At 35.6% G+C, this 12698-nt stretch carries 13 protein-coding genes; 10 read left to right on the plus strand and 3 right to left on the minus strand.

Annotation, left to right across the window (positions count from 1 at the left end):
- Positions 1–17: 17 nt before the first annotated feature.
- The 5 genes from sufD (at position 18) to AN161_RS04645 (ending at position 6251) form a co-directional block, all read left to right on the plus strand.
- Complete coding sequence (gene sufD / locus AN161_RS04625) at positions 18–1325, plus strand: Fe-S cluster assembly protein SufD (RefSeq protein WP_053593211.1); 1308 nt, start codon at positions 18–20, stop codon at positions 1323–1325.
- Positions 1325–2554 (plus strand): cysteine desulfurase, encoded by a 1230-nt coding sequence (locus tag AN161_RS04630; RefSeq protein ID WP_053593212.1) that lies wholly within the window; start codon positions 1325–1327, stop codon positions 2552–2554. Before sufD ends, AN161_RS04630 begins: the two co-directional genes overlap by 1 nt.
- Entirely contained in the window at positions 2544–2969 is a 426-nt protein-coding gene (gene sufU / locus AN161_RS04635) for a Fe-S cluster assembly sulfur transfer protein SufU (RefSeq protein WP_053593213.1), read from the plus strand. Before AN161_RS04630 ends, sufU begins: the two co-directional genes overlap by 11 nt.
- 107 nt (positions 2970–3076) lie before the next feature.
- A complete protein-coding gene (sufB, locus tag AN161_RS04640; RefSeq protein WP_053593214.1) occupies positions 3077–4474 on the plus strand; it encodes a Fe-S cluster assembly protein SufB in 1398 nt (465 codons plus the stop codon).
- A 418-nt stretch (positions 4475–4892) separates the two neighbouring features.
- Entirely contained in the window at positions 4893–6251 is a 1359-nt protein-coding gene (locus AN161_RS04645) for a lytic polysaccharide monooxygenase (RefSeq protein ID WP_053593215.1), read from the plus strand.
- A gap of 90 nt (positions 6252–6341) precedes the next feature.
- Here AN161_RS04645 and AN161_RS30480 read toward each other — a convergent pair whose 3' ends face one another.
- Together AN161_RS30480 and AN161_RS30485 are read right to left on the minus strand one after the other, a co-directional pair.
- Positions 6342–6767, minus strand: coding sequence for a hypothetical protein (locus AN161_RS30480; protein WP_053593216.1), 426 nt, complete (start codon positions 6765–6767; stop codon positions 6342–6344).
- On the minus strand, positions 6731–7198 hold the full coding sequence (locus tag AN161_RS30485; RefSeq protein WP_082339654.1) for a ferritin-like domain-containing protein: 468 nt from the start codon (positions 7196–7198) through the stop codon (positions 6731–6733). Before AN161_RS30485 ends, AN161_RS30480 begins: the two co-directional genes overlap by 37 nt.
- 472 nt (positions 7199–7670) lie before the next feature.
- Between AN161_RS30485 and AN161_RS04660 the strand changes: the two genes are divergently transcribed.
- Entirely contained in the window at positions 7671–8138 is a 468-nt protein-coding gene (locus AN161_RS04660) for a DUF6097 family protein (RefSeq protein WP_143114608.1), read from the plus strand.
- 523 nt (positions 8139–8661) lie between these two features.
- Here the strand turns inward: AN161_RS04660 and AN161_RS04665 are convergent.
- Complete coding sequence (locus AN161_RS04665; protein ID WP_053593218.1) at positions 8662–9012, minus strand: DUF3592 domain-containing protein; 351 nt, start codon at positions 9010–9012, stop codon at positions 8662–8664.
- Between the two features lie 537 nt (positions 9013–9549).
- On the opposite strand from AN161_RS04665, the gene AN161_RS04670 reads away from it, so the two are divergent.
- The 4 genes from AN161_RS04670 to AN161_RS04685 all read left to right on the plus strand — a co-directional run bounded on the left by AN161_RS04670 (position 9550) and on the right by AN161_RS04685 (position 12487).
- Complete coding sequence (locus AN161_RS04670) at positions 9550–10542, plus strand: ABC transporter substrate-binding protein (RefSeq protein WP_082339672.1); 993 nt, start codon at positions 9550–9552, stop codon at positions 10540–10542.
- A 123-nt stretch (positions 10543–10665) separates the two neighbouring features.
- Entirely contained in the window at positions 10666–11103 is a 438-nt protein-coding gene (locus AN161_RS04675; RefSeq protein ID WP_053593424.1) for an Rrf2 family transcriptional regulator, read from the plus strand.
- Positions 11104–11183: 80 nt separating this feature from the next.
- Positions 11184–11783, plus strand: a complete 600-nt coding sequence (locus AN161_RS04680) for a DsbA family oxidoreductase (protein ID WP_053593220.1) — start codon at positions 11184–11186, stop codon at positions 11781–11783.
- Between the two features lie 101 nt (positions 11784–11884).
- On the plus strand, positions 11885–12487 hold the full coding sequence (locus AN161_RS04685) for a nitroreductase family protein (RefSeq protein ID WP_053593221.1): 603 nt from the start codon (positions 11885–11887) through the stop codon (positions 12485–12487).
- Positions 12488–12698: the final 211 nt, after the last annotated feature.

The raw sequence follows: 12698 nt of genomic DNA on the forward strand, positions 1-12698 counted from the left end.
AGGGAGGACGAACTAGCATGACAGTGGAACTTAACTTGCCTGTAACAGTACAGGACGTGCGCTCGTTCTCAGAAGCAAATGGAGAACCGGCTTGGTTTACAGAGCTTCGCGCGGCAGCACTAGACAAAGCAACTGGTTTAGATATGCCAAAACCAGACAGAACAAATATTACAAAATGGGATTTCTTAAATTTCCCAACTCATGCAGTTGACAGTGAAGGATTCGCTTCACTTGATGCATTACCAGAAGAAGCAAAAGGTTTAATTGACCTTGAGGCACAAGAAAACCTTTATGTTCAACGCAATAACACACCAGCTTTCATTAAAACATCACAAGAACTAGCTGATAAAGGTGTTATTTTTACAGATATTTTAACGGCGATTCGTGAACATGGCGACCTTGTTAAAAAGTACTTTATGACAGAAGCTGTAAAAGTTGATGAGCATAAATTAACAGCGCTTCATGCGGCACTTGTTAATGGTGGTGTGTTCGTATACGTACCTAAAAATGTAGTTATTGAACAGCCGCTTCAAGTAGTATTCTTAAACGATAACGCAGAAGCTTCATTATATAACCACGTGTTAGTTGTAGCTGAAGCAAATTCAGCTGTAACATATGTTGAAACATATATTTCAACAGTTGAAGAAGCAAAAGGTCAAGCAAATATTATTGCAGAAGTAGTAGTTCAAGATAATGCACAGGTTACTTACGGTGCGGTTGATGTACTTGCAAAAGGATATACTACTTATGTAAATCGTCGTGCACGACTAGCTCGTGATGCGAAAGTAGATTGGGCTCTTGGCTTAATGAACGACTCAGATACTATTTCTGAAAATATTACACATCTAATCGGTGACGGTTCTCATGCTGATACAAAAACAGTAGTTGTTGGTCGCGGTGAACAAAAACTTAACTTTACTACTGAAGTTCGTCACTGGGGTAAAAACTCAAATGGTCATATCTTAAAGCATGGTGTGATGAAAGATGCAGCACAATCAATCTTTAACGGTATTGGTTACATCGAACACGGTGCGACAAAAGCTGATGCACAACAAGAATCACGTGTATTAATGCTTTCTGAAAAAGCTCGTGGCGATGCAAACCCAATTCTATTAATCGATGAAGACGATGTAACAGCAGGACACGCAGCATCTGTTGGTCGAGTTGATCCACTACAGCTTTATTACTTAATGAGCCGTGGTATCTCGAAAGCAGAAGCAGAGCGCCTTGTTATCCATGGATTCCTTGCGCCAGTTGTTAAGCAATTACCTATTGAAGGCGTTCAAAAGCAACTGACGGAGGTTATTGAAAGGAAAGTTCGCTAATGATGAATAAAGACATTAAAAGCTATTTCCCGATTTTAAATCAGGAAGTAAACGGCCATAAGCTTGTTTACCTTGATAGCGCAGCAACTTCTCAAAAGCCTATTCAAGTGATTGAAGCAATAAAGCAATATTATGAATTCGATAATTCCAATGTTCACCGTGGTGTGCATACATTAGGTAATCGTGCTACTGACAAGTATGAAGGTGCACGTGAAAAGGTTCGTAATTTTATTAATGCTACATCAACACAAGAAATTATTTTTACTCGCGGTACTACAACATCTTTAAATACAGTAGCAGCAAGTTATGGTCGTGCTAATGTATCTGAAGGTGATGAAATTGTCATTACTCATATGGAGCACCACTCTAATATTATTCCTTGGCAACAATTAGCGAAGGAAAAAAATGCAACACTGAAATATATTGAGCTTGAAGCGGATGGCACACTTAACCTAGAAAAGGTTCGTGCGATCATTACACCTAAAACAAAAATTGTGTCGGTGTCGATGGCGTCAAACGTCCTTGGAACGATTAATCCAATTAAAGAAATTGCTCAAATTGCGCATGCTAACGGTGCTGTAATGGTAGCTGATGCGGCACAAGCAGCACCACATATGAAAATCGATGTCCAAGATTTGGATGTAGATTTCTTAGGGTTCTCAGGGCATAAAATGTGCGGACCAACTGGAATAGGTGTACTATATGGTAAAAAGGAACACCTTGAAAAGATGGAGCCAATTGAATTTGGTGGCGAAATGATTGATTTTGTTGGACTTTATGATTCAACGTGGAAAGAATTACCGTGGAAATTTGAAGGTGGAACTCCTATTATTGCAGGTGCAGTAGGTTTAGGAGCCGCAATTGATTTCTTAACTGAAATTGGGCTAGATAATATTGCAGAGCATGAGCATAAGCTTGCTGGCTATGCGATGGATCAGCTTGAAACAATTGACGGACTTAAAATTTTCGGCCCACGTGACCCAATGAAACGTTGTGGCCTTGTAACGTTTAACCTAGACGATGTACATCCACATGATGTGGCAACGGTTCTTGATATGAATGGTATTGCTGTTCGTGCAGGACATCATTGCGCACAGCCACTAATGAAATGTCTTCAACAAGTAGCGACAGCGCGTGCAAGCTTCTATCTGTATAACACAGAGGAAGATATTGACCGCCTAGTTGCAGGGTTACGTTCTGCGAAGGAGTATTTTGGCGATGTCTTTTAATAATTTAGATCAACTATATCGTTCAGTCATTATGGATCATTATAAAAATCCTCGTAATAAAGGATCAATTGAAGAAGATGCTGTAACGATTGATATGAACAATCCAACTTGTGGAGACCGTATTCACTTAACGCTTAAAGTGACTGACGGTATTGTAGAGGATGCGAAGTTTGACGGTGAAGGCTGTTCGATTTCGATGTCTTCTGCATCCATGATGACGCAGCTCATCAAAGGGAAAAAGGTTGAGGAAGCATTAGAGCTTGCTGAAATTTTCTCTAAAATGATGATAGGCGAAGACTATAGCGACAAATATGACCTTGAGGATGTTGAGGCACTACAAGGTGTTTCTCAATTCCCAGCACGTATTAAATGTGCGACATTAGCTTGGAAAGCAATGGAAAAAGGCGTAAAGTAACAAATTTATCCCAATAAACACTTGAATACCAGCATGTTTTCATTCAGGGCGAGGGGTTTCGTTTTAGACTAGACAAATAACAATAATTCATGAACGGAGGAGAAACGATGGCTAAAAAAATGCCTGATATTGGCGATTACAAATACGGATTCCATGACAAGGACGTATCAATTTTCCGTTCAAAACGTGGTTTAACTGAAGAAATCGTCCGTGAAATTTCAAATATGAAACAAGAGCCTGAGTGGATGCTTGAATACCGCTTAAAAGCGCTTGAAACTTTCTATACAAAACCAATGCCACAATGGGGTGGCGACCTAGGTGATTTAGATTTTGATGAAATTACGTACTACGTAAAACCATCAGAAGCTACACAAAAATCATGGGATGAAGTACCTGATGAAATCAAAGCAACTTTCGATAAATTAGGTATTCCAGAAGCAGAACAAAAATATCTTGCGGGTGTATCTGCTCAGTATGAATCTGAGGTTGTTTATCACAATATGAAAAAAGACCTTGAAGACCTTGGTATTGTGTTCAAAGATACTGACTCAGCTTTACGTGAAAACGAAGATATTTTCAAACAATACTGGGGTAAAGTAATTCCTTACACTGACAACAAATTCGCTGCACTAAACTCAGCTGTTTGGTCAGGTGGATCATTTATTTATGTACCACCAGGTGTAAAAGTGGAAACACCATTACAAGCTTACTTCCGTATTAACTCTGAAAACATGGGTCAATTCGAACGTACGCTAATTATTGTTGATGAAGGTGCTCACGTACACTACGTTGAAGGCTGTACAGCTCCTGTTTACACAACAAACTCTTTACACTCAGCAGTAGTAGAAATTGTTGTACGTAAAGATGCATACTGCCGTTATACAACGATTCAAAACTGGGCGAACAACGTTTACAACTTAGTAACAAAGCGTACAGTTGTTGAAGAAAACGGTACGATGGAATGGATCGACGGTAACATCGGTTCTAAATTAACAATGAAATATCCGGCATGTATCCTTAAAGGTGAAGGCGCTCGTGGTATGACATTATCTATCGCATTAGCAGGTAAAGGGCAACACCAACACGCTGGTGCGAAAATGATTCATATGGCACCAAACACATCTTCAACAATCGTTTCTAAATCGATTGCCAAACAAGGTGGTAAAGTAACGTATATGGGTCAAGTTCGTTTCGGCCCTAAAGCAAGTGGTGCACGTGCTAACATTGAATGTGATACGTTAATCATGGATAACCAATCTACTTCAGATACAATCCCATACAACGAAATCTTAAATGATAATGTTTCTTTAGAGCATGAAGCGAAAGTTTCAAAAGTATCAGAGGAACAATTATTCTACTTAATGTCTCGTGGTATTTCTGAAGAAGAAGCGACAGAAATGATTGTAATGGGCTTCATCGAGCCATTCACAAAAGAATTACCAATGGAATACGCAGTAGAAATGAACCGCCTTATCAAATTTGAGATGGAAGGTTCAATCGGATAATACGCCGATAAACGTTGGTAAATAAGGGTTTTGCGCTAAGGCCAAAACCCTTATTGCCCACAAATTCCTTTTATACAAATCGAGTGCATTGCGCTCGATTTTTTTTATGCAGATGTTGTTGTAATAGCTTAAAGATCTATTCTACGAGGAATAAAAAAATATGGAGAAGATCATAAATCGACAATTTTTATTTTGAATATTTTATGAACACTTTAATAAAATCTATAGCTCTTATAAATAAAAAGGTACATAATTATAAAATATTTATTATATTTAACGCTATTAATATACATTTTTCGTAAAAAAACATAACAATATAATGCGACTTTTATCATATTCATACATAGTTTGCTTAATTTTCAATCCATAGCTATCATACCAGTAGAAATACATTTTCAATGTTAAGGAGACTAGTTATATGAACACGAAATTTGCAAAATTAAGTAAGAGTAAAAAGGGAATAACTGCTGCCATGTTAGCAGCTGGAATCATGGGGATTGCAATGGCACCAAATGCATCTGCCCATGGGTTTGTTGAGAAACCGGCTAGCCGCTCAGCTTTATGTAGCCAAAATTATGGTGCACTTAACTTGAGTTGTGGAAGCATTATGTATGAGCCACAAAGTCTAGAGGCACCAAAAGGGTTTCCGCAAGGAGGACCGATTGATGGGAAAATTGCATCTGCAGGAGGTAAGTTTGGTGGCATCCTCGATCAGCAAACGGCAAATCGCTGGTTTAAGAATACGATTACAGGGGGATCAAATACCTTTACGTGGAAGTACACTGCAGCACATTTAACTAGCAAATGGCACTATTATATTACGAAAAAAGGATGGGATCCTAATAAGCCATTAACTCGTGCTGATCTTGAGCCAATTGGAACTGTTGAACATAATGGTTCTGTTGCATCAAATAATCTAACTCATACAATTAACGTACCAACGGATCGTAGTGGCTACCATGTTATTTTAGCTGTTTGGGATGTAGCTGATACTACAAATGCTTTCTATAATGTAATTGATGTTAATTTGGTGAATAATGTGGATATAGATAAGGAAGCTCCATCTCAACCAAATGGATTACATGCAACGAAAGTTACTTCTAACAGTGCTGAGCTAAAATGGAATCCTTCTACAGACAATGTGGGTGTAAAAGAATATCAAGTATTACGTGATGGTAAAGCAATGGGAACGGTACCGGGAACAACATTCACAGATAAAAATTTAAAAGCGAATACAAAGTATACATATACAGTAAAGGCAGTGGATGCTGCTGGAAATATTTCTAAAGAAAGCGAGTCTACAGTTGTAGAGACAATGAATGCAGTTCCGGACACAGAAGCACCAACGCAACCAACTGCATTACACACGATGGGAGTAACATCCTCAAGTGTAGACTTAATGTGGAGTGCATCAGAGGATAATGAAGCAGTTGACCATTATGTTATCTATCGAGGAACACCAGTAGGGCAAATGACTGCAGTTGGAACATCGAAAACTACATCTTTTATGGACATGAATCTACAAGCAAGTACAACATATAAGTATGCAGTCACTGCCGTTGATGCAGCTGGAAATGAATCTATTAAAAGTTCCGTTTTAACTGTGACTACAAAAGAGCAAGGGGCGTCTTATGAGCAATGGAGTCCATATAAGGCTTACACAAAAGGCGATAAAGTAGAACACCAAGGTAAAATATATGAAGCTGTTCAAAGCTATCAAGGATATGGAGATCCAAATTGGATATCCGCATTGTCTTTATGGAAAGAAATTAAATAATCTGCGTAGTCTCCTGTGGAAAAAGCAAGAGCACGAAGCAGTTAGAAAGAAGGAGACGAACTTTTGAAGTTCGTCTCCTTCTTTAAATTTTTAAGGTAAGTACCTAATGTTGTCGTTATAAAGTTGAGAAAAAACGGTTGGAAAATCATCAGTAGGAATATTAAATGCTATAAACGATTCGTACATAGAAATATTGTCTTTTTCCCTATGACTCCTAGCCGCATATGCTATTTTATTGTTTTCTGAGTTTGTTACGAATAACTGCGATTCATTATTAGATAACGGTACCCAATTATGTCCGAAAAATGGTAATAAAGCATTTATATGCCCCATTGTATTATTAATAAAGTTAAAGTTTCCTAGAAAATTATCAAATATTGATTGAGTTAAGTTTTCACCCAACATTTGAGGGACTGTTGATATAGAAGGATGTAATGTATCTTGATGACTGTAATTTTCATTTTCCTTATTTATATGTGTTATATTGGGGCTTTTTGAAAAAAAAACAAAAACCATACAGCGTGATTTTGCTCGTCTGCTGCTGCACGTCGAAATCTTTCTTTAATAATTGGATCATTTGCTTTATCTACTATATCTAAATAAGAATCAACGGCTTCTTGTTCATCTTTAAAAGCAAATTCGATCCCTGCCCTATAGTTATCCGGACAATCCTCAATTATTTGATAAGATGGATTTCTTCCTGTTAAATTTGTATAAATTTTGCTAAATCCCTCGAGATGACGTTTTTCATCCTTTTGTATCTCAAGTATTCTACTCTTTTCATCCTCAGTAGGAGCCATCTTGGCTAACTTCTCATAACAAGCAACAGCACTATACTCAGCGTTAATTGCCTTCTGAATATCATGTACAAGTTGAGCATCGGTTAGCATATGATAATTATCATTATACTGTGGAGCATAATGATAATAATATTGATTTGAATACATGATTGTCCTCCTTCTGTTTAACCATCAACTTATCTTATGCTTTGTGTATAGGTAATTGTGCAAAGTTATTTCTTGTGTTGCCTAGGTTGGGTGTTAATTCAACAAGACATAAGTATCTAAATAAAAAGGAGCATCGTTAACTAGGAGAACAAATAAAACAAATTTCGTTGAAAAATGTATATGACTGGATTTTTTTGAAATCCGTTTGCGACTGTAGAAACAAAAGAGATGGATTTGTAGGTGATTAAGATATGCATAATCGAGGGGGTAGAGGCATCTTCATGATCGACTGTTTGGTGTGAAAAATCACTTTTTGACTGTCCGTTTGTGCCTCCACTCCAATATTTGATGTAGAATCATCTTTTTTCTCTGTTTTTTCGATTAGATAACTATTTGACAAATCATAACCTGCAAATAGAAAAAATCCTTCATTTATGGTACTATATACTAAATATTTTAATGCGAGAAAGAAGTGAGGAATCTGAATTACGGAAAAACGATGCTTGAATTTCATTCTAGCGCGGAAGAACTTAAACAGCTTCACAAAATAATTAGTGATTACAACTTACCTATTAGAAGTGAAGATACTTTTGAAAAACAAGCGGTGGAAGTTAGCGAATATTTAAATGAACCTACTTTTATCGAAGCTCGGAATAAAAAACGATCTTTAAACATTATGTCAGGTGTTATTGCATTACCAATCGTTGTCTTTATTGTTTATATGATATTAGGAAAGTTAAAAATAATAGGTCGCGAGGATATCTTTAAAAATATACTTGATTGGTTTTTAGCGTATCCATGGGCTTTTATTCTGTACGCTTTTATATTTGCTTCTATCGTAATTGGACATAAATTAATAGAAAAGAAAATGTATAATAAAATATATCCTAATTTAAAGTTGAAATTATTAGACCAATTAAATCAAAATATTGAAAAGTAGGTTTAACTGAGTACGGAGTTTCTTTCCGCTCATTTCTCTAACAGCAACTCCTGCCTGAGGAGCAATGAGATAGGCATGTCAAGCGCAGCAACGTACTGACCTAGAAATTCTAAGATAAATAAAAACACCTTTCGTTGGAAAACGGGTATTACACCTTATGAAAACAACGTGAAGGTGTTTTTTCTATGGTGGATTTATTAATCGTTAATTTGACTTGTTTCTCCAAGTATTTGTTGATTCATATTCTTTTTAAAAAAACAAAAGAATCGTAATAAATCCTACAGCCTATTTGTGATGATTCAGGTGGTATTTACTATATTTTTGAGTTAATAATTTGTCCTAGTACTATATAAAAATCTAAAAACCATGGCTGAGAATTGTATAAAAGCTAAATATAGCAGTTTCTCACAGCAATAACGTTTGAATATGAGCAACTTGTTTATTCAGAAGGTGTTAGTGATACTATTTTGTCATAGGAAAGGGGAAATCTCATTTTCTATGCATTATTCAATGTACCTACCTTCTATATTTGATATTTAAGCTTAAACTGTTGAGGCTTCTCTTTATTATAAAGAATCGTCACCCATTGTCCTTCCTCAAAAAAAGAGCGATTTTTCGTATATGTCCACACTTTGTTCGTGACAGTGATTGATTTATTTTGTAATGACGTAAATTGTACTGTCAGCTTCACTCTACGCTTTGATTCTCCTTTTGCATATGTAATCTCATGGCCAACTGTTCGGTGTGAAAAATCACTTTCGATAATCTGTGCGTTCGTTTCAATCCATTCAATTTTTTGATACCTCAGTGGTAATATCCATAGTGCGACAAAAATGATTAGAAAGAAGATAATTACCCCAATAAAAATGTACATTTGCATCCCTACCTTTTTTCTTTTTTAAACAAAAGCCTATAGGTAAACTCGAAATTTTTGAATTTTGTTTTTTTTTGTGAAAGGTTGCCAGAGCCAGCAATGCTTTGGAAACTTTACTTTTATAATACTATACACTCTTTACTTTGTTCACAATTTAAAAGCAATTGAATATAACTTATGGAAATAATACTAGATTTTATTAGCAATAAAGATTAAAATGATAATGATTATCAATATCAATTAAAAGGAGACGATTAATTTCAATAGACAAAGACATTGTTCTTAAGAATAGACATTTTTTTAGGAGTTAAAGGAGGTATAGGTGTGAAAAAGTTGTCGTAATAGATGAAGGCGCTTTACAAGGTGTTTTTTGATACCCACTGGATGTAGTAAGAGGAATTGTAGAGTGGTTTAGGCTGAAGATGATACATTGCTCTTCTAAGTGGGACAATAAATTCCCTTGAACTTTCTCTATGAAAGTTAATGTATTACTGTGTTAGTTATCCGCAAAAAAACTTTGGAAGGAGCATAAGAAAAGTGAAAAAGAAATTTTTATTAGCTAGTTTTATAGCATTATTTATACTTATTTTAGCTGCATGTGGAGGAGAAAAAGAGACAGAACAAAATGTATCCTCTAATAATATTGAAGAAACACCCCAATCTAAAGAGGAAATTACTGATGAAAACGGAACTAGAACAATTGAATATCTTGGGGAAAGCTATACAGTCCCACAAAATGTAGAAAGGATTGTTGTGACTGGTGCAATGGAAGCGATGGAAGATATGGTAGTACTTGATGTTCATCCAGTAGGGGCTATATCTATAGGCGGGAAATTTCCTGAACTTTATGCTTCAGTAATGGATCAAGCAGAATCTATTGGTGAAAAAATAAAGCCGAACTTTGAAAAAATAGTAGAATTGAGCCCAGATGTTATATTAGGTTCAACAAAATTCCCTGAGGAAGTACAAGGTAAATTAGAGAAAATTGCTCCTACTATATTAGTGTCACACATTGCTACTGACTGGGAAGCTAATTTAAATTTATTAGCTGAATTAACTGGAAAGGAAGCAGAGGCAGAAAAGATTTTATCGAAATACAAAGCAGATATTGAAGCTGCAAGATCAACTTTAAATGAAAAACTAAAAGGTCAAAAAGTGGCTGCTATTCGTATTCGAGGAGGGCAACCTTATGTATATCCAAAAGAAGTATTCTTAAATCCTGTATTATATGGAGAGCTTGGTTTAGAGGTTCCTAATGAAGTTAGCAAAGCTAAATCGCAAGAAGCAATTTCTGTAGAGCAATTGGCAGATATGAATCCAGACTATTTATTTATACAATTCTCAGCAGATGAAAACTCAGATTCGCCAAATGCATTAGAAGATTTCAAAAAGAATCCAATTGTTCAAAATATCAATGCCTTTAAAAATAATCAAGTGTTTGTAAACGTGGTAGATCCTCTTATGGAAGGAGGACCGGCATACAGTCGAATTAAGTTTTTAGAAGGTATCCAGCAGCATCTTATAAAATAGCATGTTCAAGTATAGACCCAACAGTTTTGGGTCTATATTTTTTCATGTGTTGTATTTTTTTATAAAACAGTTGACTTATTTTTTTGGTTGTAACTATAATGGTTACAGCTGGAGGTGATGAAGATTAAAATTAGCAGTCGCTTTACAATCGCTGTTCATATTTTATCAATCATCAAACAAAATCCATCGACCATTTGCACATCAGAATTTATGGCGGAAAGCGTAAATACAAATCCAGTAGTGATTAGGAAAATATTGTCCTATCTTAAAAAGGCAGGTATAGTGCAAGTGCGCCGAGGAACAGGTGGAGCTTCTTTAGTAAAAGATTTACATTCTATCACTTTGCTAGAGGTTTTTCGTTCAGTAGAAGTTGTTGAAGAAGATAAGTTATTTCATCTACATGAAAATCCAAATTCTGATTGTCCTATAGGTGCAAATATACAGGCTGTGCTAGAGCTAATTTTAGTTCAAGCACAAGAAGCTATGGAGCAAGTATTAGCCAATATTACTATGGAACAAGTGATTACATCTTTAGTTCATGAAATTCAACAGTCACAATAAATGCATTGAATGCATTATTTATTTGACTTAGTTGTAACTAAGATGGTTACAACAGAAAAGAGAAAGGGAGGTTTTATGGGGTGACTCTTAAAATTAAAGCATATTCGGATTTTATTTGTCCTTTCTGTTTTTTAGGGAAAGGGCCATTAGATGAAATTGCAAAAGAAAAGGATATTGAAATAGAATGGATGCCGTTTGAATTAAGACCTAAACCATATCCTAAAATTGATCCTTGGAAAGAGCCTGCTAAATTAGGATCATGGGATTCCTATATTCTCCCTACAGCGAAAAAGCTAGGGATTGATATGCGATTACCGCGTGTATCTCCACATCCTTATACAAATTTAGCTTTTGAAGGATATCAATTCGCTAAAGTACATGGAAAAGGAAATGAATTTCATCATAGAGTTTTCACAGCATTTTTCCAAGAGGAACAAAATATTGAGGATGTAGAAGTGTTAACTCAATTAGCGAGTGAGGTAGGTTTGCCTAAAGAAGAATTCAAAGAAGCCTTACTTTCAGGTAAATATCATGAAGCACATCGAGAGGCTTTGAAGCATGCTTATGAAGAAGCAAATATTACTGCTGTTCCTACATTAATTATTGGAGATGAAATGATCCAAGGTTTAGCTAGTAAAGAAAGAATAGCGCAAGTGATCGATCAGCAATTGAAAAAATAGATACTGTAAATACTAGATTTAAACAGTAGCGTATAAAATGAAGCTGCATGTAAAAGTCTATGTATATAAATTAATTTAATTGAAATTTGGAGGAAATACAAATGTCAGTAAACACAACTAATGTAAAAGAAGCAATTATTAATCGTCGTTCAATCCGCAAAGTGAAAAAGAACGATGCGATTACACAAGAAAAAATTGAAGAGCTATTAAAAATCAGCTTACATGCACCATCTTCATTTAATATGCAAAGTGGACGTGTAGTAGTTTTAATGGATAATGAACATGAAAAGTTTTGGGATATTGTCAAAGAAACATTACGTGCACGTGTTCCGGCAGAAAATTTTGCTGCGACTGAAGAGCGTTTACAAGGATTTAAAGATGGTGTAGGCACAATCTTATTCTTTGAAAACCAAGCAACAATTAAACAAATGCAAGAAAATGCCCCTTCCTATAAAGAGCAATTCCCATTCTGGTCACACCAAGGAAGTGCAATGCTGCAGTACGCAACATGGATGTCTCTAACTACTGAAGGAATTGGAGCATCTCTTCAGCATTATAATCCAATTATTGACGAGGAAGTTAAAGAAACTTGGAATATTCCTGCAGAATGGAACCTAGTAGCTCAAATGCCATTTGGTGAACCAAATGAACAACCAGGAGAAAAAACTTCTTTACCTTTTGAAGATGTAGTGAAATTTTATTAATTAAATCAATAACTATAAATAAACCCCGTTAAGTGGACGTGATTTGGCTTAGCGGGGTTTTTAACATTTAGTCGAATGAAAAATCGTATCCCACATAGTTAAAAATATTATTAAATCCTATATTTTCTGTTACAGCAATGGAAGGCTTGTTTGATTTCATATATTTGATTATTAAATTGTTCATTTTCTTCATTTCCTATAAAGAAAAATC

Source organism: Lysinibacillus sp. FJAT-14222 (genome assembly GCF_001278875.1).
GTDB lineage: Bacteria > Bacillota > Bacilli > Bacillales_A > Planococcaceae > Lysinibacillus > Lysinibacillus agricola.